Genomic DNA, 23,666 nt, shown 5'->3' with positions numbered 1-23,666 from the left:
GGCTATTCAAGCAGGATTGGCCATGATGGGCAAAGGCCATCAATCCGGAAGATCGAGGATGCCCAGGTCGAGGTGGCTGGCCACGGCGAATGGTGTCGGCGCGGCAAGGAGCGGCACGCGGCCGATGCAGGGCGCCGGCAGGCGTTCGGCGAGGGTCGCGAGGTTTTCCTCCAGGCGCGACGTCGCCGGGTCGATGATATTCGCCACCCAGCCCGCCAGGGGCAGCCCGTCGCGCAGGATGGCTTCGGCGCTGAGCACCGCGTGGTTGATGCAGCCCAGGCGCACGCCCACCACCAGGATCACCGGCATGCCGAGCATGATCGCCAGGTCGGACAGACTCTCCTCGCCGGCCAGCGGTACGCGCCAGCCGCCGGCGCCTTCGACCAGGGTGAAATCGGCGCGCTGATCGAGCACTTGGCGCACCGGCCCGACCAGCGCCTCGGCGCTGAGCGCCACGCCCACTTCGCGGGCCGCCAGGTGCGGGGCGATGGCCGGCTCGAAGGCGAAGGGATTCACCTGTTCATACGCCAACGGCAGCGTGCATTCGTCGAGCAGGGCCAGGGCATCGGCGTTGCGCAGCCCTTCGATGTGCCGCTCGCAGCCGGACGCCACCGGCTTGGCCGCCGCGGTGGACAGGCCGATGAGCCGCGCCGCGTGAAGCAGGCCGCAGGCAATGGTGGTCTTGCCGATCTCGGTATCAGTGCCAGTGATGAAATAAGCGTGCTGCATGGCGTTCCTACAGGGACAGGGGTTTGCGCAGGATGGCCTGGACCACCCGGTAAGTCGCCGGCAATCCCTGCGGCTGGCGGAAGCGTTCGTAGGCGTCGATCAGCGCGCGCACCCGGGCGCGACCGGTCAGGCCGTCCGGGCGACCCGGATTGAGGTTGTGCGCGCCCAGCGCCTTGAGTTCATGGGTCAGGCTGCGCAGGTCAGGGAAGTGCAGGACGCGGTCCTCGCTGGCCAGCTCCAGCAGCTCCAGGCCACTGGCGGCGCAGTGCGCCTGGTAATCGGCGAAAGCGCGGAAGCGATTGACGTGGGTGAAGCCGTCCACCGCCTGCCAACTGGCGCGCAACTCGCCCAGGGTGCCGACACAGAGGCTGCTGAAGGCGAACACGCCGCCTTCGCGCAGGACCCGGCGCGCCTCGCCGAGCACCGCGGGCAGATCGGCGCACCACTGGATCGCCAGGCTGGAAAACAGCAGGTCACAGCTCTGCGTGCGCAACGGCAGACGCTCGGCGTCGCCGCCGATGAAATAGCGCGCGCCACCGCGAGCGCCGGCGTAACGCAGCATGCCTTCGGCGATGTCCACGCCCAGGCCTTCGGCGTCGCCGAAGCGTTGCCCCAGGGCGCGGCTGAAATAGCCGGTGCCGCAGCCCAGATCGACCCAGCGCCGCGGCGACAGCGCCGTCGGCAAGCGCGCCAGCAGGCTTTCACCGACCTCGCGCTGCAACTCGGCGACGGCGTCATAGCTGGCCGCCGCGCGGGAGAAGGACGCGGCGACCTGGCGCTTGTCCGGCAGATGGGCATCGCTGCCCGGCACCGCGCTGCCAGCGGAAAAAGCGGAATCAGGCATCGTCGCCCTCATGAATGAAACCCAGGATCGCCGCGGCCACGTCGTCCGGACGCTCCAGGGGCAGGCCGTGGCTGGCGCCGTCGAACAGCGCCGTCTCCACGTCGGGCAACCACTCCAGCAGCGCCGCGGCGGCACTCGCCGGGACCAGTGCGTCGTTGCCGGCGAACAGGTGCAGTTGCGGGCCGGCGTAGCGCTGCAGGGCCGCCCGGGTATCGAGCAGGCCGAGCAATTGCAGACCGGCGCGGAGCGCCTCGACATCCAGTTGCGGCAGCGCCACCTGGAGCTGGCGCGCCAGGGTCCGGCCATCGCGGGCGCCCTGGCTGACCAGCAGGGTGAAGCGCTTGCGGGTCAGCTCCGGCTCCAGCAGGAAGGCCTCGAAGAAATCCTCGAAGACCGTCGTCGGCATGGCGTTCGGCCAGTCGTCGCGCTGACGGAAGCTGGCGTTCGCGGCGCAACTGATCAGACCGCGGCAGGCCTCGCCGCGCCGCGCGGCCAGTTCGGCGGCGAGCATGCCGCCAAGGGACCAGCCGCCCAGCCAGGTGTCGCCGGGCAGCTCTTCATCCAGGACATCCAGCCAGACCCTGGCGTCCGCCTCCAGCGGCAGCGGTTCGATGCGCACCGCCAGGTGTGGCGCCTGCTCCAGCAGGGCATCGCGCAGGGGTTCCAGCGGCGCGCTGCCGAGCCCCCAGCCGGGCAACAGGATCAGTTGGTCACGCATCTTCACCCTCCTCGGCATCGATCTCCGCCAACAGGCTGGACGACACCTGCTGCCAGCTTTGCGCCAAGGCATCGAGCAGGCGATCGACCTGACTCTCAGTATGGCTGGCGCTGAGGGTGACACGCAGGCGCGCGCTGCCCGCCGGCACGGTCGGCGGGCGAATCGCGCCGACCAGGATGCCGTGGCCGCGCAGCGCTTCGGACAGGGCCATGGCCTGGCGACTGCCGCCGATAAGGATCGGCTGGATCGGGGTGAAGCTGTCCATCAGACGCAGGCCGATCGCCTGCGCGCCATGCCGGAAGCGCTCGATCAGCGCGCGCAGGTGCTCGCGGCGCCAGCCCTCGCCGCGCAGCAGCTCCAGGCTTTTCAGGGTGGCGCAGGCCAGCGCCGGCGGTTGGCTGGTGGTGTAGATGTAGGGACGGGCGAACTGGATCAGCGTCTCGATCAGCTCCTCGCTGCCAGCGACGAAGGCCCCGGCCGTGCCGAAGGCTTTGCCGAGGGTGCCGACCAGCACCGGGACATCGTCCAGGCCCAGGCCGAAATGCTCGACGATGCCGCCGCCATGGGCGCCCAGCGGGCCGAAGCCATGGGCGTCATCGACCATCAGCCAGGCGCCATGGGCCTTGGCCTGTGCCGCCAGGGCCGGCAGCTCGGCGAGGTCGCCGTCCATGCTGAACACGCCGTCGGTCACCACCAGGGTATTGCCCTCGGCCTTGGCCAGGCGCCCGGCCAGGCTGGCCGGATCATTGTGCAGGTAGCGCGAGAAGCGCGCGCCGCTGAGCAGCCCGGCGTCGAGCAGGGAGGCATGGTTGAGGCGGTCTTCCAGCACGGTATCGCCCTTGCCCAGCAGCGCGGTGACGGCGCCCAGGTTGGCCATGTAGCCGGTAGAGAACAGCAGGGCGCGCGGACGCCCGGTGAACTCGGCGAGGGCCAGCTCCAATTCATGGTGCGGGCCGCAGTGGCCGTTGACCAGGTGCGAAGCGCCACCGCCCACGCCCCAGCGCTCGGCGCCGTCACGCAGCGCGGCGATCACCTCGGGGTGATTGGCCAGGCCGAGATAATCGTTGGAACAGAAGGCCAGCATCGGCCGGCCATCGACCCGCACCAGTGGGCCTTGCGGCGACTCCAGCAGCGGGCGCTGGCGGTAGAGATCGTCCGCCCGGCGCTGGGCCAGGCGGGCGGCGAGATCGAAGGACATCGGACAGCTCCAGGCGGCAAGCGTCAAGCTACAAGTAAAGCAGTCGGGAGCGCGCGCTCCGCCGCCTGCGGCTCGCGGCGCGGTTTACACCGCCGCGTTGTAGAACAACTGCGAATCGCGCTGTTCGACCAGGGCCTGCTCGATGGCCGCCTGGTGCACTTCGTCGGCGTGCTCTTCGCGCTCCTCCGGCTTGATGCCGAGGCGGGCGAACAGTTGCATGTCCTTTTCCGCCTGCGGGTTGGCGGTGGTCAGCAGCTTCTCGCCGTAGAAGATCGAGTTGGCGCCAGCGAAGAAGGCCAGGGCCTGCATCTGCTCGTTCATCTGCTCACGGCCGGCGGACAGGCGCACGTGGGACTTCGGCATCATGATCCGCGCCACGGCCAGGGTGCGGATGAAGTCGAACGGATCGACGTCCTGCTCCTCGGCCAGCGGCGTGCCCTTGACCTTGACCAGCATGTTGATCGGCACCGACTCCGGGTGCTCCGGCAGGTTGGCCAACTGGATCAGCAGGCCGGCGCGGTCGTCCAGCGACTCGCCCATGCCGAGGATGCCGCCGGAGCAGATCTTCATCCCCGCCTCGCGCACATAGGCCAGGGTCTGCAGACGCTCGCCGTAGGTGCGGGTGGTGATGATGTTGCCGTAGAACTCCGGCGAGGTATCGAGGTTGTGGTTGTAGTAGTCGAGGCCGGCTTCGGCCAGCGCCTGGGTCTGTTCCTGGGTCAGCTTGCCGAGGGTCATGCAGGTTTCCAGGCCGAGCTTTTTCACGCCCTTGACCATCTCCAGCACGTAGGGCATGTCCTTGGCCGACGGATGCTTCCAGGCGGCGCCCATGCAGAAGCGGGTGGAACCGATGGCCTTGGCCTCGGCCGCGGCCTGCAGCACCTTCTGCACTTCCATCAGTTTCTCTTTGTCCAGGCCGGTGTTGTAGTGGCCGGACTGCGGGCAGTACTTGCAGTCTTCCGGGCAGGCGCCGGTCTTGATCGACAGCAGGGTGGAGACCTGTACGCGGTTCGGGTCGAAATGCACCCGGTGCACGCTCTGCGCCTGGAACAGCAGGTCGTTGAACGGCAGCTCGAAGAGCGCCTTCACTTCAGCGAGAGACCAGTCGTGGCGGGTGGCGACAGATGCGGTTGCACTCATGGGGGGATTCCTTCGACGCTTGGGTGGCGCCTCGTGGTTCGGTGACGCCACGGCGGCGCGCGGCGATTCAGGCTTTCGAGGCATCATATGTAAGCCTTAGGCGCTGTCAACCAAAGACGAGTCACAGGTTGACAACTGATCAAAATATAACCACGCGTGTGACGTACCGAACCCGTCGATGCGACGCCACTCCAACCCCATCGCTACCCCAGGAGACCCGCGACTTCATGGCAACAGAAGGCATTTTCGATTGGCTCGGCCAGATGCTCGGCAAGGCCATCCGTTTCATCGTCGAACTGCTCTCCGGACTGCTCGGCAGCATCTGGCGCGCCATGGACGACTTCCTCCACGGCCTGGCCCGTGCCATGGGAATGAACGTCTCGATCTTCAGCTTCGTCCTACTGATCGTCGGCCTGATGCTCCTCTACAGTGGCGTCCGCGCGCTGTTCCGGCGCGCCTTCGTCGGCGGGCTGATCCTCACCCTCCTCGGACTCATCGTCATGAGCTGGCTGATCCATTGAGGCTCCGCTTTTCGCCATCCGAGCGGATGGCCAGCATCCTCATGGAGAGCTTCGATGCGCCTCCTCCCGCCGCTGTTGCGGCAACTGCGCCCGGCCTGGAGCGTCCATCGCCCGGACTGCCTGCTCTGCGGCGCCGCGGCCGACAGTGGCGGACTGCCCCTGTGCGTCGGCTGCGATAGCGACCTGCCCTGGCTGGCCGGACGCTGCCCGCGCTGCGCCCTGCCCCTGCCGAGCCACGGGCTGGCCTGCGGCGAATGCCTGCGGCGGCCGCCCGCCTTCAGCCATACCGAGGCGCCGTGGCGCTACGCCTTCCCCGTCGATCGCCTGATCACCCGCTTCAAGCACCAGGGCGACCGCCCGCTGGGGCGCCTGCTCGGGCAATTGTTCTCGCGCCATCTGCAACAGGCTTTTGACGAGGGACTGCCACGTCCCGACCTGCTATTGCCGGTGCCGCTGGCCGCGCGCCGCGAGCGCCAGCGCGGCTTCAACCAGGCCGCGCTGCTGGCCGACTGGCTGGCCAGCGACTTGCGCCTGGCGAAGGGCCGCGTGCTGCGCCGCGTGCAGGACACCCCGGCGCAACAGGGCCTGGATGCCGCCGCGCGCAAACGCAACCTGCGCCACGCCTTCGCCCTGGACGACGGCGACGCGGTGCAGGGCCGCCACCTGGCGCTGGTCGATGACGTGCTGACCACCGGCGCCACCGCCGAGCGCCTCGCCCGGCTGCTGCTGCGCGCCGGCGCGCAGCGCGTGGACGTCTACTGCCTGGCGCGGACAGCCAAACCGGGCTGAGGCCGAGTCGATACGTCCGGCAGATTCCGCTTGCCTTTTCCCGGCGCGCGAACGAGCCTCGCGGGATTCCAATGACCCCCACGAATCCCATGTCCGCCCTCAGCCTGCTGACCCAGCACGTCACCCGTCGCCCGCAACGCATCGCCCTGCTCGCGCAAATCGCCCAACTCGGCTCCATCACCCAGGCCGCTAAGGCCGCCGGGATGAGCTACAAAACCGCCTGGGACGCCATCGACGAACTCAACAACCTGGCCGAACGTCCGCTGGTGGAACGCAGCGTCGGCGGCAAGGGTGGCGGCGGCGCGCGCCTGACCGGCGACGGCGAACGCCTGCTGGCGCTCTACCAGCGCCTGGAAAGCCTGCGCGAGCACATGCTGGAAAGCCTCGAGGAAGAAGCCGACCTCGAGCTGATCGGGCGCCTGATGATGCGCACCAGCGCGCGCAACCAGTTGCACGGGCGCATCTGCGGCATCGAACGCCACGGCCTGAACGACCTGGTGGCCATCGAGCTGCCCGGCGGTGCGCGCATCCAGGCGCGGATCACGCGGGAAAGCACCGAGAAGCTGGAACTGAGCGACGGCCGCCCGGTGGTCGCCCTGATGAAGGCCGGCTGGCTCTACGTCGACCTGCCGCAGATCCCCTGCCCCGCCGGGCTCAACGCCCTGGAAGGCTGCATCGAGAGCATCCACGAAGCCAGCGGCGGCCCCAGCGAAGTGCGCATCCAGTTGCCCAACGGCCAGGTTCTCTGCGCCCTCACCGAGCAGGAACGCATCGACATCCTGCGCCTGAACGAAGGCGACCCGGTGCGCGCGCAGTTCTCTCCCGCCCAAGTGATTCTCGGCACCCCGCTTTGAGAAAGCCTGCGCTATATCAAGGGCAATCGGCGATCTGCGCGCTCCAATAGGTCTTCCCGGCCGATTGTCAGGAGCCATGCCATGCGCCGCCCACTTGCCCTGCTCTGCCTGTGCCTGCTGGCCCTGCTGCCCACGCTCGGCCAGGCCACCCCGGACGTCTTGCGCGTCGCCAGCGGCAACGAATCGATGCCGGCCCTGGCGCCACTGGTCGACCAATACCAGGCCGACACCGGCAACAAGGTCCTGCTGATCCAGGGCGACAGCGCCACTCTGGCCACGGAAATCGCCCAGGGCGCGGCCTTCGATCTGTTCTTCAGCGACGACGGCAGTGCCCGGCAACTGAACGCCCAAGGCCTCGGCGAGCCGGCGCAAACCTATGCCTGCAAGACGCAGCCGCGCCAGTACACGGTGCTCGTGCAGGGGCCACGGCATGTGCTGGCCGAGCGCTTCCTGGCCTACCTCCGCGCCCACCGCGAGACCCTGCGCCAGGCCGGCTACCAACTGCCCAGCGACCCTGGCTGCGGTCCCTGAGGACACACCCCGTCGCAGCAATCGGGCGACGGCATGCGTACACTAGTGGCCCTGTTCACTACCGGATCGCCGCCATGACCCATCCCTTTTCCGCCCTCACGCCAGACCTGGTCCTCGATGCGGTGGAAAGCCTCGGCTTCCTCAGCGACGCCCGGGTACTGGCGCTGAACAGCTATGAGAACCGCGTCTATCAGGTGGGCATCGAGGACAACCAGCCGCTGATCGCCAAGTTCTACCGCCCCGGCCGCTGGAGCGACGCGGCGATTCGCGAGGAACACGCCTTCTCCGCCGAACTGGCCGATCGCGAAGTGCCGGTGGTCGCCCCGCTGGTGCGCGATGGCGAGACCCTGTTCGAGTTCGCCGGCTTCCGCTTCACCCTGTTCCCGCGCCGTGGCGGCCGCGCCCCGGAGCCCGGCAACCTGGACCAGCTCTACCGCCTCGGCCAGTTGCTCGGCCGTTTGCATGCGGTCGGCGCGATACGGCCGTTCGAGCACCGCGAACGACTCACTGTGGATAACTTCGGCCATGAATCCCTGGCCACCCTGCTGGAAGGCAACTTCATCCCCAAGAGCCTGCTGCCGGCCTATGAATCCGTCGCCCGCGACCTGCTCAAGCGCCTCGATGCGCTGTTCGCCAAGCACCCGTATCAGGCGATCCGCCTGCATGGCGACTGCCATCCAGGCAACCTGCTGTGCCGCGACGACAGCTTCCACATCGTCGACCTCGACGACTGCCGCATGGGGCCGGCGATCCAGGACCTGTGGATGATGCTCGCCGGCGAGCGCCATGAACGGCTGTCGCAGATTTCCGAGCTGATCGACGGCTACCAGGAATTCCATGACTTCGACCCGCGCGAACTGCCGCTCATCGAGGGCCTGCGCAGCCTCCGCCTGATGCACTACAGCGCCTGGCTGGCGCGGCGTTGGGACGACCCGGCATTCCCGCCGAGCTTCCCCTGGTTCGGCAGCGAACGCTACTGGGGCGAGCAGGTGCTGGTGCTGCGCGAGCAACTGGCGGCGCTGGACGAAGAGCCGCTGCGGCTGTTCTGACGCGCCGCGCCTGCCCCGGGGCGCAACCCCATGGCGCGCGCCCCGGACAGGCGCGAAGGTGCGCCGTAAAGGCATCGTTACGCCCAACCGCACGGCGCACCCGGCGAACGAAGCTGAACGCACAGACAACATTGACCGACCCACCTAGAATGGCCCGGCACTCTCTTCTTCTGCCGCAAGGACCACCAATGGCGACCGCCAATCCCCGCCAGGGTTACGCGCTGGGCCTCACCGCCTACGTGATCTGGGGCCTGTTCCCGATCTACTTCAAACTCCTCGAGAAGATTCCCGCGCTGGAAATCATCACCCACCGGGCCATCTGGTCGGCGCTGTTCGGCGCGACGCTGCTGCTGGTGTGGAAACACCCCGGCTGGTGGCGCGAGCTGCGCGACAACCCGCGGCGTTTCGCCGTGCTCGGCGCCAGCGGCCTGCTGATCGCCAGCAACTGGCTGGTCTACGTCTGGGCGGTGAACAACGGGCACATGCTCGAAGCCAGCCTCGGCTACTACATCAACCCGCTGATCAACGTGCTGCTCGGCATGCTGGTGCTACGCGAACGCCTGCGGCCACTGCAATGGCTGGCGGTGGGCCTGGCCTGCCTGGGCGTGGCGCAGCAGGTCTGGCAATTGGGCAGCCTGCCCTGGGTATCGCTAGTGCTGGCGCTGACCTTCGGCTTCTACGGGCTGATCCGCAAACAGGCGCCGGTGGCCGCGTTGCCCGGCCTGGTGGTGGAAACCTGGATGCTGCTGCCGCTGGCGCTGGGCTGGCTGCTGTTCTTCGCCGACGGCGCGAGCACCCACGCCGCCTTCTGGACCACCCGCGAGGCACTCTGGCTGGCCGCCGCCGGGCCCATCACCCTGGTGCCGCTGGTGTGCTTCAACGCCGCCGCGCGCCACTTGCCCTATGCCACCCTGGGCTTCCTGCAATACATCGCGCCGACCCTGGTGATGCTGCAAGCCATCCTGCTGTTCGGTGAGCACCTGAGCCCGACGCGGCTGGTCGCCTTCGGCTGCATCTGGCTGGCGCTGCTGGTGTACAGCGTCGACATCTGGTATCGCCTGCGCCAGAACTGATCAGTTTTCGCACGAACCCCTGCGAGCCCCGTCCCTCGGGGCTTTGCGCAAAGAGCGCGCAACTTTTCCACAGCATCGTCCAGTGCTGGCGTGGATAACGCAGCCGCCGCCCAGGGTTTTCCCCAACGGTACCCGTGGCGACTCGCCCTGCTCACTAATCGACCAACCCAGCCAAGCGCCCGTGATCCGTGGCATACAGCGAGATACGCAAGGGTTTTCCACAGGCGCATCCCCGCTTTCCGTGCGTAACCCCATCGCCCTGCCTGTTTCTTGAACACACCAGCCAAACCAACGGATGACGGGGCTTGTAGAGGAGCATGCAGAAGTTGCCCACAGCTTGATCCACGGTTTTTGTGAGGAAGCGTGGACAAATCGCCACGGTGTCCTGGCGACGATCACTCGCTCAGATTTCGTCCAGCGTCATCAAAGCCAATAGCCATCGACACCGCAGCGATCTATCCACAGATCGCCAACAGGCCCGTCCACGCAAAGGGTGCACAACTCGACGAATCAGGCGTTGCTTGATGGGGATAACAGCCAACCGCCGAAAGCCAACGATCGCGGGGCACGCAAGGAAAAGCCCACAGACTACCCACAGGCTTTTCCACAGAACGAGCCAGTAGTGGCGTGCGCTCACTCGCCACTGTGGAAATTCAGCTCCACCATCAAATCGTCGGCCAAGGCTTCCAGGCGCTGCTGCAACTGCTCCAGCGGCAGGGTCAGGGGCACCGCCAGCACGGCCTCGGCGTGGAACAGCGGCTCGCTGCTCATCGGCGCCGGCAGCACCTCGGTGGTCAGGCGCTCCAGGTTGACGCCGTGCTCGGCCAGCAGGCGGGTGATATCGCGGACGATGCCGGGGCGGTCATTGCCGACCAGATCCAGGTGGATCGGCTTCCAGTTGCACGACGGCTCGATGCCGCTCTCCGCCAGCAGCACGCGGATACCCTGGTCGGCCAAGCCTTGCAGGCCCTCCACCAGTTCGTCGTAGCCCTCCGCCGGCACCGCCACGCGCAGGATCCCGGCGAACTGCCCGGCCATGCGCGACATGCGGCTTTCCAGCCAGTTGCCGCCGTGCGCGGCGATGCACTGGGCGACCCGTTCCACCAGCCCCGGCTGGTCCGGAGCGATAACCGTGAGCACGAGGTGTTGCATGGCGTTCTCCTGAAGGTAGGGGCGGCGCCGCGCCGCCGGAATCGGACCGGGCTAGCGGGACAGCTCCAGCCAGTAGGTGTAGAAGCGTTCGTCACGCTGGTAGCCCAGGCGCTCGTAAAGCGCCTGCCCGGCGTGGTTGGTTTTCGCCGTTTCCAGTTGCAGGCCGCAGGCGCCGGTGGCTTCGGCATGGGCGCGGGCGGCGTTCATCAAGGCCTCGCCGTGGCCGTCGCGGCGCGCCGCCGGCATCACGTAGAGATCGCTGACCAGCCAGGCCGGGCGCAGCGCCAGCGAGGCGAAAAACGGATACAACTGGACGAAGCCCAGCGCCAGGCCATCGATGCTGCGCGCCAGGTAGATCACCGACTCGTGGCGCTCCAGGCGCTCGCCGAGGAAGGCACGGATGCTCGGCTCGGCAGCCGGCACTTCATAGAAATCCAGGTAGCCGGCGAACAGCGGCACCAGCTCATCGAGGTCGGCCAGGCGGGCCAGGGTTATGGACATTGGCGATTCTCCGGGACAGGACCCTGAGTATAGGCCGCGCCAGCCAGGCGACTGCGCAAGAGCGCGTCAGGCATTTCGCCGAATTGATCGTGTACCGTTTCAATATTTATCTGGAACAATCTATTTAAATTTTGCGAACATTATTTCCGCTACGTGACTGAGATGCGTACTTTGGTCTAACCGCGACGCAGCCCACCTGATTTTTCCCACGGCATCATGTAGTATTCCGCGGCTCGGACTACAAGGCGTCTTGCCTGGGGTTCCGAGCTGGTCCTGAGCAGAGTGAGGCAAGCAATGACTGAACGTGTTCAAGTCGGTGGCCTGCAGGTCGCCAAAGTCCTGTTCGACTTCGTCAACAACGAAGCCATTCCCGGTACCGGCGTCGATGCCGGCAAGTTCTGGGCAGGCGTGGAAGCCGTGGTCAACGACCTGGCGCCGAAGAACAAGGCCCTGCTCGCCAAGCGCGACGAGCTGCAGGCCAAGATCGATGGCTGGCACCAGGCTCGCGCCGGCCAGGCCCATGACGCCGTGGCCTACAAGGCCTTCCTCGAGGAAATCGGCTACCTGCTGCCGGAAGCCGCAGACTTCCAGGTCAGCACCCAGAACGTCGACGAAGAAATCGCCCACATGGCTGGCCCGCAACTGGTCGTGCCGGTGATGAACGCGCGCTTCGCCCTGAACGCCTCCAACGCCCGCTGGGGCTCGCTGTACGACGCGCTCTACGGCACCGACGCGATCAGCGAAGAGAACGGCGCCGAGAAGGGCAAGGGCTACAACAAGGTCCGTGGCGACAAAGTGATCGCCTTCGCCCGCGCCTTCCTCGATGAAGCCGCGCCGCTGGAGTCCGGCTCCCACGTCGACGCCACCGCCTACAGCGTGAACAACGGCGCCCTCGCCGTGACCCTGAAGAACGGTGCGCAAACCGGCCTGAAGAACGCCACCCAGTTCATCGCCTTCCAGGGCGAAGCGGCCAAGCCGCAAGCCGTGCTGCTGAAGCACAACGGCCTGCACTTCGAAATCCAGATCGACCCGACCAGCCCGATCGGCCAGACCGACGCCGCCGGCGTGAAAGACGTGCTGATGGAGTCCGCGCTGACCACCATCATGGACTGCGAAGACTCGGTCGCCGCCGTCGATGCCGACGACAAAGTGGTCATCTACCGCAACTGGCTGGGCCTGATGAAGGGCGACCTCGCCGAAGAAGTCAGCAAGGGCGGCAGCACCTTCACCCGCACCATGAACCCCGACCGCGTCTACACCAAGGCCGACGGTTCGGCGCTGACCCTGCACGGCCGCTCGCTGCTGTTCGTGCGTAACGTCGGTCACCTGATGACCAACGATGCGATCCTCGACAAGAACGGCAACGAAGTGCCGGAAGGCATCCAGGACGGCCTGTTCACCAGCCTGATCGCCATCCACAACCTCAACGGCAACACCAGCCGCAAGAACACCCGCACCGGCTCCGTGTACATCGTCAAACCGAAGATGCACGGCCCGGAAGAAGCCGCCTTCACCAACGAGCTGTTCGGCCGCGTCGAGGACGTCCTCGGCCTGCCGCGCAACACCCTGAAGGTCGGCATCATGGACGAAGAGCGCCGCACCACCATCAACCTCAAGGCGTGCATCAAGGCCGCCAGCGAGCGCGTGGTGTTCATCAACACCGGCTTCCTCGACCGCACCGGTGACGAAATCCACACCTCCATGGAAGCCGGCGCCGTGGTGCGCAAGGGCGCCATGAAGACCGAGAAGTGGATCGGCGCCTACGAAAACAACAACGTCGACGTCGGCCTGGCCACCGGCCTGCAAGGCAAGGCGCAGATCGGCAAAGGCATGTGGGCCATGCCCGACCTGATGGCCGCGATGATCGAGCAGAAAATCGCGCACCCGCTGGCCGGCGCCAACACCGCCTGGGTTCCCTCGCCGACCGCCGCCACCCTGCACGCCCTGCACTACCACAAGGTCGACGTGTTCGCTCGTCAGGCCGAACTGGCCAAGCGCACCCCGGCCTCGGTGGACGACATCCTGACCATTCCGCTGGCGCCGAACACCAACTGGAGCGCGGAAGAGATCAAGAACGAAGTGGACAACAACGCCCAGGGCATCCTCGGCTATGTCGTGCGCTGGATCGACCAGGGCGTCGGCTGCTCCAAGGTGCCGGACATCAACGATGTCGGCCTGATGGAAGACCGCGCCACCCTGCGCATCTCCAGCCAACTGCTGGCCAACTGGCTGCGCCACGGCGTGATCACCCAGGAACAGGTGGTCGAGAGCCTCAAGCGCATGGCCACGGTGGTCGACCGGCAGAACGCCAACGACCCGCTGTACCGCCCGATGGCGCCGAACTTCGACGACAACGTGGCCTTCCAGGCCGCGCTGGAACTGGTCGTCGAGGGCACCAAGCAGCCCAACGGCTACACCGAGCCGGTGCTGCACCGCCGTCGTCGCGAATTCAAAGCCAAGAACGGCCTCTGATTCGCCACACCGCGTGAACTGAAAAACCGCCCCTCGGGGCGGTTTTTCTTTGTCCGCCCGCCAGCCCCGGCCCACGCGAGCCGGCCCGGATGGCGCCGCGTGCGGCGGGCAGGGTACAGTGCCCGCTCCCACCGGCCACGCCCAGGAAGCCGCCATGCCGCTGTCGCCGCGCCTCACGCCAGCCCTGCTCTGCGCCCTGCTGTTCTGCACCGCCAGCCACGCCGCCGACCTGCAGTACTACCCACTGGCCAAGGGCGCGGCGCCCCAGGCCGTGGTGCCGGCCGACGATGGCAAGGTCTGGTTCAGCGCCACCGGCAACGGCTCCGCCGGACGGCTCGACCCGCAAAGCGGCGAAGCCGAGCAGATCAACCTGGGCAAAGGCTCGGTGCCGCACGGCCTGGTGATCGGTGCGGAGGGCAACGTCTGGGTCGCCGACAGCGGCCTCAACGCCCTGGTGCGCATCGACGGCGAGCGCCTGGGCACGGAGAACTTCCCGCTGCCGGCGGAAGCCGCCAACGCCGGCCTCGACGCCCTGGTGCAGGACGACGACGGCGTGCTCTGGTTCACCGGGGAAAATGGTTTCTACGGCCGCTTCGACCCTGCCAGCCACGCCTACAAAGTCTGGCCGGCGCCCGACGGCAAAGGCCCCCACGGCCTGGCCGTGACGCCCGACGGCAGCCTTTGGTACGCCGCCAGCGAGAGCAACCGCATCGTCCAGATCGACAGCCTCAGCGGCGCCACCACCAGCTACGACACCCCCGGCGCCAACGGCAAACCGCTGCAACTGGGCGCCGACTCGGTCGGCCGGCTGTGGATAAGCCAGCCCGGCAACGGCCAGCTCAGTCGCTTCGACCCCAGCGACCGCACCTGGAAAAGCTGGCCGCTGCCGGGCGACCAGCCACAACCGCAGGCGCTCTACGTCGACCGCATGGACCGCGTCTGGCTGAGTGACGCGGCCGGCAACCTCATCCTGCGCTTCGATGCGCAAACCGAGCGCTTCCACGCCTACCCCAGCGACCAGCCAGCGGCACAGGTCCGCCAGATCAACGGCCGCCCCGGCGAAACCTGGGCCGCCGAGTCCGGCAACGACCGCCTGGCGGTCATCCGCGAATAACGAGGAACGTCCATGAACGCCCCCTACACGCTCTTCCACGCCCCCGCCTCGCCCTTCGTGCGCAAGGTCATGGTCATGCTCCACGAGACCGGCCTGCGCGATCAGGTGCTGCTGCACAACGCCAGCCTCAGCCCGGTCAGCCCGGACGCGGCAGTCAACGCCTGCAACCCGGCCGGCAAGATTCCCGCGCTGCGCCTGCCCGACGGCCAGACCCTGCACGACAGCCGGGTGATCCTCGACTACCTCGACCACCAGCACGGCGGCGAGCCGCTGATTCCGCGCGACGGCCCACAGCGCTGGCGGCGCCTGACCCTCGCCTCGCTGACCGACGCGATCCTCGACGCCGCCGTGCTGAGCCGCTACGAAAGCTTCGTGCGCCCGGAAGAAAAACGCTGGGATGCCTGGCTCGCCGGCCAGCAGGAGAAGATCGAACGCGCCCTCGACTACTTCGAGGGCGAAGCCTTCGACGAACTCAACGAGCGCTTCGACGTGGTCGCCATCGGCCTCGCCTGCGCCTTCGGCTACCTCGACTTCCGCCGCCCGGAGTGGGACTGGCGCCTCTGCTACCCGCGCCTGGCGCAGTGGTACGAGCGCGTCGCGCAGCGCCCGTCGATGCTGGCCACGCTGCCGGCCTGAGGCACCGGCGCGCGCAGCCCACGGAAGCCCCTCCGGGCGACGCGCGGAGGGGCGGAACGCGGGCGACCTGCCGCGGCTTAGAAGCGGTAGGCCAGGCCGTCCAGCGGCATCTGCCCGACGCCTTGCTGCAGGCGGGTGAGGAAGCCCACCTCGAAGGCGGTTCTCAGCAGGTCGCTGGATTGCTCCTGGCGGGCATAGACGAACAGCGTCCACAGATAGCCCTGGGGCGCGGCGCGCAGCCAGCGTTCGGCTTCGCGCACGCCGCTGTCCAAGGCCGGTTGCACGGGCGCCGGCCAGAGCAGCGCGAGGCCGGGCTGGCGGTCGGCGGGCGGGATTTCCCCAAGGTAGCCATCGGCGGGCACTGCGCCGCCAGGGTGGTGGTGATTACGAGTCATGTTGGCACTCCGACGTGGATGAAGGGAGCTGCCACCCATCGCTGTCAAACGAATGGAGGCAGACCACGCGGGGTTGACAGACCGGACGTCGGAACCGGCAGACCACGAGGGTCTCCCCGCGCGATCTGCCATAGCGATTGCGGTCGTAAGACCGCAGACGTGACGATGCCTGCAAAAGCGTTCGCTGCTCTCGCATGCACCTTGTTGGCGCAATCGCGCCGACGTTGTGGGCTGTCAAACCCGGTCACGGCATGGGCCGTGACGGTCGCAGCATAGGTGCGTGCCAGGGGGCGGAACAAGGCATGAAGACCGCTCGGGCATGATATCTGAATTACCCTTCGGACCATTCCTTCAGCTCAGGATTTACGCCGTCGGGTCAGCCGCCTGCCACGGCCCCGGCAAGGCGGCGCGAACAGCGCCGCGATGCGTTGCGCCAGGCGTTGGCCAAGCTGGCGCTCCTCGCGCAAGCCGCGCCAGGCGCTCACTGGCGTGCCCCCAGGCGATACAGCGGCAACGCCAGCAGCAGGCCAAGCTGGGCGAAGCCGATGCACAGTTCGAGGAACGAGCGCACATGGGGGTTGTTCGCCGCGTCGTGGGCGCCGGTCAGGCCGTCCCAGAAGCCCGCCGGCGGCAGGTGCAGGGCCACGTAGGCCAGCGGCTTGCCGGTGGCCGCGAGCCAGGCGATCAACTCGAAGTGGCCGACGAACATCAGCAACGGCAAGGCCATCACGCTGAGCAAGACGCCGGCGAACAGGCACAGGGCGAAACGGGTCAGGGCATGCATGGCGTGGTCCCTCACTGTGCGCCGGCCAGGTCGGCCGTGGCGCCCTTGTCGCGGCCCACGCCGTACCAGTCCAGGCGGCGGGTCAGCGCCATCACCCCGGCGAGCACCGCGAAGAGCAGCAGCGAGCCCATCAGCAAGGCGTAGTCCTCGGCGCGCAACAGGCCGTAGAGCGCGGCATAGAGGGCGGCCAGGCCGAGACTGAAGGCACCGCCGCGCCACAGGCTGTGCAGGACGGTGCACAGGTAGAAGCCGATCAACCCGACGCAGGCGCTGGCGGACGCCAGGTAAGCCAGCTCGAAGCCGATGTGCTCGCTGAGCGACAGCAGCAGCAGGTAGAACAGCGCCAGGGCCATGCCCACCAGGCCGTATTGCACCGGGTGCACGGCCAGGCCCTTGAGCACTTCGAAGAGGAAGAAGCCGGCGAAGGTCAGGCTGATGAACAGCAGCGCGTATTTCAGCGCGCGGTCGGCCTTGAGGTACTGGTCCACCGGGTCGACCAGGCTGACGCCGAAGCTGCGGCCCTGGAAGGCGTTGCAGTCTTTCTGGCCGACGCAGCGCTTCAGCGCCTCTTCCATGCTGCTGGCGAAGAAGCTGGTGCGCCAGCGCGCGCTGAAGCCGGCATCGCTCACGCTGCGCTCGACCGGGAGGAATTCGCCGCCGAAGCTCGGGTGCGGCCAGTCGGCGCTGAGGTTGACCTGGCTGTCGCGGCCGACCGGGGCGATGTCCAGCCGCGCGCTGCCGAGCAGGCTGAGGTCGAAGGCGTAGTCGAAGCGTTGTTCCTCGGCGCTGTCGCTCAGCGGCAGCGGCGCGTTGACGCCATTGCCAAGCAGGCGCGTGCGGCTGCCGGGGGCGAAGTCCAGGCGCTTGCCGGCGAACTCCAGCTTGAGCGCGTTCTGGATGCCGCGCACATCGCTGATGCCCACGGCGAGGAAGGGCTGCTCGAAGCGGTAGCTGGCCAGGTCGTCGCCGACGCCGTAGTGGGCCGGCACCAGGAAGTCACCCTGGATGCGGTTATCGGCGTGGTACAGGCGCGCTTCGTAGATGCCGCGATGGCGCAGCTCGGTGGTCATGCGGCCATTAAGGGCGAAGCGTTCCGGCAGGAAGTACAGCTGCCCGCGCTTCTCCCGCTGCACCTGCACGCGGGTGCCGCTGCGCTCGTCGCGTTCCCATTCGAGGACGCTGCGCACGTAGGGCACCACCAGCAGCGGCCCGCTCAGGTGCTGCTCGTAGGCGGCGCTGCGGGCGATGTCCTGCAGTACGCCGTCGCGGTAGGCCTGCCGCTCGCCGACCAGGCCATCGATCATCCACAGCGGCACCAGCAGAAAGAGGATCAGCACGGCGATGGCGCCGAGTTTGAACAGCAGGGGTCGGTTCATGGGGAGGCTCTCCGGGTGGTTGCGATGCGGGAGAGTCTGCTGAGCGCGAATGGGGAGAACGTGGCGGGACGATGGGGAGTCTGTGGGAATTGTGTGGGGAATGGCTGGCAGGGGCGCGTTGGCCAGGCCGGCCCCTCAGGCCGCCGGCAACAGCAGCACCGCCTCCACCCCGCCCTCGACGTTGCCGATGCGCAGTTCGCCGCCATGCAAGGCCGCCACTTCGGCGACGAAGTTCAGCCCCAGGCCGGTGCTCTTGCGGCCGCTGCCGGGGCGCGGCAGGGAGTAGAAGCGTTCGGTGAGGCGCTCCAGGGCATAGTCGGGAATGCTCGGTCCCTGGTTGTACAGGCTCAGCCGCCAGGCCTGGCCTTGGCGGCTGGCGCTGAAGCGCAGCAGGCCGCCGGCGGGGGTGAAATCCAGGGCGTTGTCGAGCAGGTTGCCCAGTGCCTGGCGCAGCAGGAAGGGCTCGCCGAGCACCTGGGCGTCGGCGCCGATGAGGTTCTCCAGCGGGTGCCCGCCGAGGCGCGCCAGGTTGGCCTGCAGCAAGGCGTCGACCAGTTCGCGCAGCGGCACCCGCACGCGCTCTTCCAGGCCTTGGCGCTGTTCCACCTGGGCCAGGTTGAGCAGGCGCTCCACCAGTTGCTGCAGGCGCTGGCTTTCCCCGGCGATGTTGCCGACGAAGCGCGCGCGCTGCTCGCCGGGCATCTCGCCTTCAAGCAGTTCGGCGGCGCCACGGATGGCCGCCAGCGGGCTTTTCAGTTCGTGGGTCAGGGTGTGCACGTAGCGTTCGACGTAGGCCTTGCCTTCCAGTTGCACGCGCATGCGTTCCACCGCCGTGGCCAGTTGCGCCAGCTCGCCGCCGCGGTAGCGCGGCAGTTCGGCGCGCTGGCCTTCGCTGACCGCCTGGGCGTAGCGGGTCAGCCGGCGCAGGGCGCCACTCAGCCACCAGGAGAGCAGCCCGCCGACCAGCAGGCCGAGGACGATCAGCCCGGCGCCGAGCCAGGCCAGGCGCCGCTGGGAGCGTTCGATGTAGGGCTGCAGGGTGCGGTTGGGCTTGGATACCGAGACCACGCCGATGATCGTCTCGCCGTCCCTGATCGGCGCCGCCACGTACATCACCGAGGAGTCCGGGTCGTCGCTGTTCTCGCGGCTGGAGCGCGCGCCGTACTTGCCATGCAGGGTCAGGTAGACATCGTTCCAGCGCGAGTAGTCCTGGCCCAGCGCCTGCCCCGCCGAATCGAGCAGGACGATGCCGTGGACGTCGGTGACGTAGATGCGGTGGTTCACCGCGTTCTTGCGCACGCCCCAGATGTCCGCCTGCGGGCTGCGCGCGCCGTAGGCGCGCAGCAGTTCAGGCAGCCGGCTTTGCCCGAGGGTGCCGTTCTTCACGTCGTCGCGGAGGATTTCCGCCAGCAGGTTGGCGGTGTCCACCAGGGTTTCCTCGGTGGACTGGCGCACGCCGGGGCGGATTTCGTCCATCACCGTGCTGAGCACGAAGTAGCCGGTCAGCCCGACGAACAGGAAGTAGACCAGGAAGATGCGCACGCCGAGCGGCATCAGCTGCGCTCCGGCGCGTAGCTGTAGCCGAGGCCGCGATGGGTCTGGATCGGCTCGGCGGCGGCGCGCACCTGGCGCAGCTTGGCGCGCAGGCTCTTGATGTGGCTGTCGATGTTGCGCTCGTAGCCGGCCTCGGCGGGCACGCCCAGGGCGTCGAGCAGGCGCTCGCGGCTGAACACCCGCTCGGGGCGTTCGAGCAGGGCCTGCAACAGGCGGAATTCGTGGCGGGTGAGCGCCAGCGGCTGGCCGTGGTAGCGGATCAGGAAGCGCTCGGCGTCGATCTCGAAGGGGCCGCCGGGCGCCGCTGCCGGCGCTTCGCGCGGGGCGCCGCGGCGCAGGATGGCCTTGACCCGCGCCGCCACTTCACGCGGGCTGAAGGGCTTGACCACGTAGTCGTCGGCGCCGATTTCCAGGCCGACCACGCGGTCGATCTCGGCATCCCGCGCGGTGAGGAAGATCACCGGCACGTCGGAGAAGCGGCGCAGTCGCTTGCAGGCTTCGAAACCGCTGATGTCGGGCAGGCCGACGTCGAGGATGACCAGGTCGAAGGGCGTCTCGCGCAGGCGCTCCAGCGCCTCGCCGGCCAGGCTCAGCCACTGGGTGCTGAAGCCTTCGGCCTGGAGGGCGTAGAGCAGGGTATCGGCGATCGCGGCTTCGTCTTCGACGATGAGGATGTGCGGCATGGCGTCCGTGCTCGGGCATGAGGCGCTCAATGAAGCCGCAAGCCCGCCGCCCGCGTCAATCGCCGGTCACTGCCCGGAGCAGTTCGGCTTGCCGGCGGCGAAGCGCTCGCTGGGGTCGACGGCGACGTGGAATTTGCGCAGGCCCTTGGTGCCCATCAGGAAGGGGTAGTTGAAGTTGCTGCGGTCGGTGAGGTTGACCTCGATGGTCTGCTGGTCGCCGCCCAGGCACACCGGCAGGAGGATCACCGGCCGCTCGCTGAGGCTCGCCTGGCTGTCGTCTTCCTCGTCGGCGTTACGGCTATCGGCGCGTTTCTTGATCTTCGACATGCGCGCCAGCTTGTGCTCGAACTGCGCGTCTTTGCCGTCCTTGGTGGCCAAGCGGAAGCGCACCCAGTCCTCGCCGTCGCGCTGGAACACCTGGACGTCCTTGGCCGACAGCGAGGAGGTGTAGGCGCCGGTATCCATCTTGGCCTGCAGGGTGCGGTCGAGTTCGGGCAGGCCGACCCACTCGTAGCGGCCGTAGAGCTTGGGCTCGGCGGCCAGGACAGGCAGGGCGATCAGGGACAGCAGGATGAGGACGCGCTTCACGCGGGAATCTCCAGGGAACGACAGGATGGATGCCGGATAGGACTAACACGCCGGCGCTTGGTTCGCCAGCCGCGCGGCTCAGCCATCGAACAGCGAACCACGCCGCCGGCTCAACCCCGACCACAGGCTGTCCAGGTCGCGGAAGCCCCAGTCGCTGGGCGACTCACGGCCGATGATGCGCTCACGCCCCTTGAGCCGCGCCAGGTCGAGGATTTCCTGGGGCAGCGGCGAGCGCGTGCGGATCGAGTAGAACACCTTGACCAGGGGCGTGAGCAGGGCATCGCTCGATTGCTCCACGACCAGCGCCAGGCGCTCGCTTTCCAGGCGCACCAGCGAGCCGACCGGGTAGATGCCGATGCATTTGACGAAGGCGCGGAACACCGCTTCGTCGATGTGCGTCCCGCACCATTGGGTCATGCGCCGAATGGATTCGGCCGGGTCCCAGCCCGCCTTGTAGGGGCGGTCCGAGGTGATGGCGTCGTAGATATCGCAGATCGCCCCCATGCGCGCGAACAGACTGATCTGCTCGCCCATCAGGCGGTGCGGATAGCCGCTGCCGTCGAGCTTTTCGTGGTGGTGCAGGCACACGTCCACCGCCAGCGCGCCGACCTGCCGCCCCTGGATGAGGATGTCGGCGCCGCGCCTGGGATGCTCGCGCACCTGCGCGAACTCCAGGTCGCTGAGCCGCCCCGGCTTGTTCAGCACGTCCATGGGCACGCACATCTTGCCGATGTCGTGCAGCAGGCCGGCCATCCCTGCCTCATGCACGAAGGGCTCGTCCAGGCGCAGTTGCCGGGCCAGGGCGATCATCAGGGCGCAGACCGCCACCGAATGCATGTAGGTGTATTCATCGGCGTTCTTCAGGCGCGCCAGGCTGATCAGGGCATTGGGCTGACGCAAGATCGAGGCGGATATCTGCTCCACCAGCGCACGCGCTTCGCGAGTGTCCACCGCCCGGCCCATGCGCGCGTCCTGGAACATCGCCACCACGGCTTGCTTGGAGCTGGCACAGAGGCGCTGGGCGCGGCGCAGTTCGTCTTCCAGGCTGACCCGAGGCGACAGCGGCGCGAGGGTGTCGGCGGGCGTCTCGACCAACGCGGCGGCTTCGGCCGGTGCGCTGACCGCCTGTGCGGGCAGGCGCCCACGGCTGACGTCGATCCAGACCTCGCGGATGGCGCTCTGGCGAATACGCTGCAGATCGTCGGCACTGTCCAGCAGGAAGCGTGTACGCCAGAACGGGTGGTCCATCCATGATCCACAGAACTCGTGGATATACATGCCCAGGGTCAAGGCATCGACAGGAACGCGCAGCAGCGGTGAATCAGGCATGAACAGCACCAGCGGATTATCTACCGACAAGCATAGTGTGGCGGCGCTCCGGCGGATACCTGCCGACTTGGGCTGATCCGGCACTCTGCGTATCATGGCCGGCGCCAACCAGAACAAGGACACGGACCGCCATGTGGGCCACGCTGACCGGCGTCATCGCCAGCTTCCTGCTGCTGCTCAACACCCTGATCCTGATCGGCCCGATGCTGCTGATCGCCCTGCTCAAGCTGATACTGCCAGGCAAGCCGCTGAAAGACGCCTGCTCCAAGGGCGTGATGTGGATCGCCGAAACCTGGGCGGAAATCGACAAGCTGATCTTCGCCCTGATGACGCCCACGGTCTGGGATATCCGCGGCGCCAGCGAGCTACGCCGCGACACGTCCTACCTGGTGGTGAGCAATCACCAGTCGTGGGTCGACATTCCCGCGCTGGTCCAGGCGTTCAACCGCAAGACGCCCTACTTCAAGTTCTTCCTGAAGAAGGAACTGATCTGGGTGCCCTTCCTCGGCCTGGCGTTCTGGGCGCTGGACTACCCGTTCATGAAGCGCTACAGCAAGGCCTTCCTCGACAAGCACCCGCAGCTCAAGGGCAAGGACCTGGAGATCACCCGCGCCGCCTGCGAGAAGTTCAAGGGCCTGCCGGTGACGGTGGTGAATTACCTCGAGGGCACCCGCTTCACCCCGGCCAAGCGGGCCCAGCAGCAATCCCCCTACCGCAACCTGCTCAAGCCCAAGGCTGGCGGCGTGGCCTTCGTGCTCGCCGCGCTGGGCGAGCAACTGGATGCCATGCTGGATGTCACCCTGGTCTATCCCGAAGGGCGCAAGCCGGGCTTCTGGGACCTGCTGTGCGGCCGCGTCGAACGGGTCATCGTGGATATCCGCACCCACGCGATCGATCCGGCGCTGTGGCAGGGCGATTACGAGAACGACCCGCAGTTCCGCCAGTACGTGCAGGACTGGGTGTCACGCCTGTGGCAGGAAAAGGACGCGCGCATCGACAACCTGCACCGCGCGCCCTGACCTCACACCGCCTTGCCGGCGTGCACGCTCGACGCCGCGGGCGTGGTGGGCGTGGTGGGCGTCGCGGGCAGCAGCGGCGAAAGCGCGCCGGCGGGATTGCCCCACAGCTTGCCCAGGGTGCCCAGCAGTGAGTTGTCCAGGCCCTGCTTGACCAGGTAATCGAGCATCACGCCGGCGAACTGGTTGACCATGCCCTGGTTCATGCCCAGCACCGAGAAGATCTGGTCGACGTCCTGCAGGCTGTTGATGCCGCCGAGCAGTTGGCCGGCGCCACCGATCAGCCCACCGAGACCGCTGAGGCCAGCGAGCCCGCCATTGGCGCCATTGGCGCTGCCCGAGGAGAGTGCACCGAGGCCCGGCAGGCGTTGTTGCAGGCGGCTACTGTCGCCTTCGCTCAGGCGGTTCATCGCCAGGCCGAGCAGCGCACCGGCACCGCCGATGGCCTGGTCGTCGCTAATGTTCAGGCGCTGGCCCAGGGTTTCCACCAGGCCATTGGCGGCCGCGCTGCCGTTGTCGGCGGCGGGCATGTCTTCGAAGGTTTCGGCGGATACGGGAACGGCGGCCAGCCAGGCACAGGTGGCAAGGGCGAGAAGGGATCTGGCGATCATCGAAGGCTC

At 67.7% G+C, this 23,666-nt stretch carries 25 protein-coding genes; 10 read left to right on the top strand and 15 right to left on the bottom strand.

All coding sequences use genetic code 11. The features are described from left to right. Positions 1-39: 39 nt before the first annotated feature. From bioD to bioB, 5 genes are all read right to left on the bottom strand, one after another. Positions 40-729, bottom strand: a complete 690-nt coding sequence (gene bioD, locus BLQ74_RS17930; RefSeq protein ID WP_090264648.1) for a dethiobiotin synthase — start codon at positions 727-729, stop codon at positions 40-42. A 7-nt stretch (positions 730-736) separates the two neighbouring features. Further along, complete coding sequence (gene bioC, locus BLQ74_RS17925) at positions 737-1,573, bottom strand: malonyl-ACP O-methyltransferase BioC (protein ID WP_090264646.1); 837 nt, start codon at positions 1,571-1,573, stop codon at positions 737-739. Next, positions 1,566-2,291, bottom strand: coding sequence for an alpha/beta fold hydrolase (locus BLQ74_RS17920; RefSeq protein ID WP_090264644.1), 726 nt, complete (start codon positions 2,289-2,291; stop codon positions 1,566-1,568). Before BLQ74_RS17920 ends, bioC begins: the two co-directional genes overlap by 8 nt. Beyond that, positions 2,284-3,489: an 8-amino-7-oxononanoate synthase gene (gene bioF / locus BLQ74_RS17915; protein WP_090264642.1), complete on the bottom strand. Its 1,206-nt coding sequence runs from the start codon at positions 3,487-3,489 to the stop codon at positions 2,284-2,286. Before bioF ends, BLQ74_RS17920 begins: the two co-directional genes overlap by 8 nt. An 84-nt stretch (positions 3,490-3,573) precedes the next feature. Further along, positions 3,574-4,629, bottom strand: a complete 1,056-nt coding sequence (bioB, locus tag BLQ74_RS17910) for a biotin synthase BioB (protein ID WP_090264640.1) — start codon at positions 4,627-4,629, stop codon at positions 3,574-3,576. A gap of 227 nt (positions 4,630-4,856) precedes the next feature. Here bioB and BLQ74_RS17905 point away from each other — a divergent pair, with 227 nt between their 5' ends. The 6 genes from BLQ74_RS17905 to rarD all read left to right on the top strand — a co-directional run bounded on the left by BLQ74_RS17905 (position 4,857) and on the right by rarD (position 9,446). Then, positions 4,857-5,150 (top strand): hypothetical protein, encoded by a 294-nt coding sequence (locus BLQ74_RS17905; protein ID WP_090264638.1) that lies wholly within the window; start codon positions 4,857-4,859, stop codon positions 5,148-5,150. Between the two features lie 54 nt (positions 5,151-5,204). Next, complete coding sequence (locus BLQ74_RS17900) at positions 5,205-5,939, top strand: ComFC family protein (RefSeq protein WP_090264636.1); 735 nt, start codon at positions 5,205-5,207, stop codon at positions 5,937-5,939. 89 nt (positions 5,940-6,028) lie between these two features. Next, positions 6,029-6,793, top strand: coding sequence for a TOBE domain-containing protein (locus BLQ74_RS17895; RefSeq protein WP_090264634.1), 765 nt, complete (start codon positions 6,029-6,031; stop codon positions 6,791-6,793). 81 nt (positions 6,794-6,874) lie between these two features. Next, positions 6,875-7,324: a substrate-binding domain-containing protein gene (locus tag BLQ74_RS17890; protein WP_090264632.1), complete on the top strand. Its 450-nt coding sequence runs from the start codon at positions 6,875-6,877 to the stop codon at positions 7,322-7,324. A 74-nt stretch (positions 7,325-7,398) separates the two neighbouring features. Then, positions 7,399-8,373 (top strand): serine/threonine protein kinase, encoded by a 975-nt coding sequence (locus BLQ74_RS17885; RefSeq protein WP_090264630.1) that lies wholly within the window; start codon positions 7,399-7,401, stop codon positions 8,371-8,373. Between the two features lie 188 nt (positions 8,374-8,561). Next, on the top strand, positions 8,562-9,446 hold the full coding sequence (gene rarD / locus BLQ74_RS17880) for an EamA family transporter RarD (protein ID WP_090264628.1): 885 nt from the start codon (positions 8,562-8,564) through the stop codon (positions 9,444-9,446). Between the two features lie 633 nt (positions 9,447-10,079). Here rarD and BLQ74_RS17875 read toward each other — a convergent pair. After that, positions 10,080-10,598: a glycine cleavage system transcriptional repressor gene (locus BLQ74_RS17875; protein ID WP_090264627.1), complete on the bottom strand. Its 519-nt coding sequence runs from the start codon at positions 10,596-10,598 to the stop codon at positions 10,080-10,082. Positions 10,599-10,649: 51 nt separating this feature from the next. Then, positions 10,650-11,099 (bottom strand): GNAT family N-acetyltransferase, encoded by a 450-nt coding sequence (locus BLQ74_RS17870; protein ID WP_090264625.1) that lies wholly within the window; start codon positions 11,097-11,099, stop codon positions 10,650-10,652. Between the two features lie 294 nt (positions 11,100-11,393). On the opposite strand from BLQ74_RS17870, the gene BLQ74_RS17865 reads away from it, so the two are divergent. The 3 genes from BLQ74_RS17865 to BLQ74_RS17855 all read left to right on the top strand — a co-directional run bounded on the left by BLQ74_RS17865 (position 11,394) and on the right by BLQ74_RS17855 (position 15,321). Further along, on the top strand, positions 11,394-13,571 hold the full coding sequence (locus tag BLQ74_RS17865) for a malate synthase G (RefSeq protein ID WP_090264623.1): 2,178 nt from the start codon (positions 11,394-11,396) through the stop codon (positions 13,569-13,571). 154 nt (positions 13,572-13,725) lie between these two features. Further along, on the top strand, positions 13,726-14,685 hold the full coding sequence (locus BLQ74_RS17860) for a Vgb family protein (protein WP_090264621.1): 960 nt from the start codon (positions 13,726-13,728) through the stop codon (positions 14,683-14,685). 12 nt (positions 14,686-14,697) lie between these two features. Continuing rightward, the gene (locus BLQ74_RS17855) at positions 14,698-15,321 is read left to right on the top strand and encodes a glutathione S-transferase family protein (protein WP_090264619.1); all 624 of its coding nucleotides are present in this window, start codon (positions 14,698-14,700) and stop codon (positions 15,319-15,321) included. A gap of 77 nt (positions 15,322-15,398) precedes the next feature. Here BLQ74_RS17855 and BLQ74_RS17850 read toward each other — a convergent pair whose 3' ends face one another. The 7 genes from BLQ74_RS17850 to BLQ74_RS17820 form a co-directional block, all read right to left on the bottom strand. Further along, a complete protein-coding gene (locus BLQ74_RS17850) occupies positions 15,399-15,716 on the bottom strand; it encodes a LasR-specific antiactivator QslA (protein WP_139199083.1) in 318 nt (105 codons plus the stop codon). Positions 15,717-16,197: 481 nt separating this feature from the next. Beyond that, positions 16,198-16,500 carry a hypothetical protein gene (locus BLQ74_RS17845; RefSeq protein WP_090264615.1) on the bottom strand — a complete coding sequence of 101 codons (303 nt, stop codon included), beginning with the start codon at positions 16,498-16,500 and terminating at the stop codon, positions 16,198-16,200. A gap of 11 nt (positions 16,501-16,511) precedes the next feature. Continuing rightward, positions 16,512-17,876, bottom strand: coding sequence for a cell envelope integrity protein CreD (gene creD / locus BLQ74_RS17840; RefSeq protein WP_090264613.1), 1,365 nt, complete (start codon positions 17,874-17,876; stop codon positions 16,512-16,514). Positions 17,877-18,011: 135 nt separating this feature from the next. Beyond that, positions 18,012-19,430: a two-component system sensor histidine kinase CreC gene (gene creC, locus BLQ74_RS17835; RefSeq protein ID WP_090264611.1), complete on the bottom strand. Its 1,419-nt coding sequence runs from the start codon at positions 19,428-19,430 to the stop codon at positions 18,012-18,014. After that, positions 19,430-20,113, bottom strand: coding sequence for a two-component system response regulator CreB (creB, locus tag BLQ74_RS17830; RefSeq protein WP_090264610.1), 684 nt, complete (start codon positions 20,111-20,113; stop codon positions 19,430-19,432). Before creB ends, creC begins: the two co-directional genes overlap by 1 nt. Before the next feature lie 66 nt (positions 20,114-20,179). Then, the gene (gene rloA2, locus BLQ74_RS17825) at positions 20,180-20,701 is read right to left on the bottom strand and encodes a retropepsin-like aspartic peptidase RloA2 (RefSeq protein ID WP_090264608.1); all 522 of its coding nucleotides are present in this window, start codon (positions 20,699-20,701) and stop codon (positions 20,180-20,182) included. A 78-nt stretch (positions 20,702-20,779) separates the two neighbouring features. Continuing rightward, positions 20,780-22,030 (bottom strand): HD-GYP domain-containing protein, encoded by a 1,251-nt coding sequence (locus BLQ74_RS17820; protein ID WP_090264813.1) that lies wholly within the window; start codon positions 22,028-22,030, stop codon positions 20,780-20,782. Positions 22,031-22,161: 131 nt separating this feature from the next. Here BLQ74_RS17820 and BLQ74_RS17815 point away from each other — a divergent pair, with 131 nt between their 5' ends. Next, positions 22,162-23,049: an acyltransferase gene (locus tag BLQ74_RS17815; protein WP_090264606.1), complete on the top strand. Its 888-nt coding sequence runs from the start codon at positions 22,162-22,164 to the stop codon at positions 23,047-23,049. A 2-nt stretch (positions 23,050-23,051) separates the two neighbouring features. On the opposite strand, the gene BLQ74_RS17810 is transcribed toward BLQ74_RS17815, so the two are convergent. Continuing rightward, positions 23,052-23,657 (bottom strand): DUF2780 domain-containing protein, encoded by a 606-nt coding sequence (locus tag BLQ74_RS17810; protein ID WP_090264602.1) that lies wholly within the window; start codon positions 23,655-23,657, stop codon positions 23,052-23,054. Positions 23,658-23,666: the final 9 nt, after the last annotated feature.

It is taken from the genome of Pseudomonas panipatensis, from assembly GCF_900099785.1.
Taxonomy (GTDB): Bacteria; Pseudomonadota; Gammaproteobacteria; order Pseudomonadales; family Pseudomonadaceae; genus Pseudomonas; species Pseudomonas panipatensis.
Note: the sequence above shows the minus strand (reverse complement) of the source record. Positions and strands in the feature narration are given on the sequence as shown.

Coding starts and splice junctions, on each gene's coding strand:
- bioD (WP_090264648.1), bottom strand. CDS start 729: ATGCAGCACGCTTATTTCATCACTGGCACTGATACCGAGATCGGCAAG.
- bioC (WP_090264646.1), bottom strand. CDS start 1,573: ATGCCTGATTCCGCTTTTTCCGCTGGCAGCGCGGTGCCGGGCAGCGAT.
- BLQ74_RS17920 (WP_090264644.1), bottom strand. CDS start 2,291: ATGCGTGACCAACTGATCCTGTTGCCCGGCTGGGGGCTCGGCAGCGCG.
- bioF (WP_090264642.1), bottom strand. CDS start 3,489: ATGTCCTTCGATCTCGCCGCCCGCCTGGCCCAGCGCCGGGCGGACGAT.
- bioB (WP_090264640.1), bottom strand. CDS start 4,629: ATGAGTGCAACCGCATCTGTCGCCACCCGCCACGACTGGTCTCTCGCT.
- BLQ74_RS17905 (WP_090264638.1), top strand. CDS start 4,857: ATGGCAACAGAAGGCATTTTCGATTGGCTCGGCCAGATGCTCGGCAAG.
- BLQ74_RS17900 (WP_090264636.1), top strand. CDS start 5,205: ATGCGCCTCCTCCCGCCGCTGTTGCGGCAACTGCGCCCGGCCTGGAGC.
- BLQ74_RS17895 (WP_090264634.1), top strand. CDS start 6,029: ATGTCCGCCCTCAGCCTGCTGACCCAGCACGTCACCCGTCGCCCGCAA.
- BLQ74_RS17890 (WP_090264632.1), top strand. CDS start 6,875: ATGCGCCGCCCACTTGCCCTGCTCTGCCTGTGCCTGCTGGCCCTGCTG.
- BLQ74_RS17885 (WP_090264630.1), top strand. CDS start 7,399: ATGACCCATCCCTTTTCCGCCCTCACGCCAGACCTGGTCCTCGATGCG.
- rarD (WP_090264628.1), top strand. CDS start 8,562: ATGGCGACCGCCAATCCCCGCCAGGGTTACGCGCTGGGCCTCACCGCC.
- BLQ74_RS17875 (WP_090264627.1), bottom strand. CDS start 10,598: ATGCAACACCTCGTGCTCACGGTTATCGCTCCGGACCAGCCGGGGCTG.
- BLQ74_RS17870 (WP_090264625.1), bottom strand. CDS start 11,099: ATGTCCATAACCCTGGCCCGCCTGGCCGACCTCGATGAGCTGGTGCCG.
- BLQ74_RS17865 (WP_090264623.1), top strand. CDS start 11,394: ATGACTGAACGTGTTCAAGTCGGTGGCCTGCAGGTCGCCAAAGTCCTG.
- BLQ74_RS17860 (WP_090264621.1), top strand. CDS start 13,726: ATGCCGCTGTCGCCGCGCCTCACGCCAGCCCTGCTCTGCGCCCTGCTG.
- BLQ74_RS17855 (WP_090264619.1), top strand. CDS start 14,698: ATGAACGCCCCCTACACGCTCTTCCACGCCCCCGCCTCGCCCTTCGTG.
- BLQ74_RS17850 (WP_139199083.1), bottom strand. CDS start 15,716: ATGACTCGTAATCACCACCACCCTGGCGGCGCAGTGCCCGCCGATGGC.
- BLQ74_RS17845 (WP_090264615.1), bottom strand. CDS start 16,500: ATGCATGCCCTGACCCGTTTCGCCCTGTGCCTGTTCGCCGGCGTCTTG.
- creD (WP_090264613.1), bottom strand. CDS start 17,876: ATGAACCGACCCCTGCTGTTCAAACTCGGCGCCATCGCCGTGCTGATC.
- creC (WP_090264611.1), bottom strand. CDS start 19,430: ATGCCGCTCGGCGTGCGCATCTTCCTGGTCTACTTCCTGTTCGTCGGG.
- creB (WP_090264610.1), bottom strand. CDS start 20,113: ATGCCGCACATCCTCATCGTCGAAGACGAAGCCGCGATCGCCGATACC.
- BLQ74_RS17820 (WP_090264813.1), bottom strand. CDS start 22,030: ATGCCTGATTCACCGCTGCTGCGCGTTCCTGTCGATGCCTTGACCCTG.
- BLQ74_RS17815 (WP_090264606.1), top strand. CDS start 22,162: ATGTGGGCCACGCTGACCGGCGTCATCGCCAGCTTCCTGCTGCTGCTC.
- BLQ74_RS17810 (WP_090264602.1), bottom strand. CDS start 23,657: ATGATCGCCAGATCCCTTCTCGCCCTTGCCACCTGTGCCTGGCTGGCC.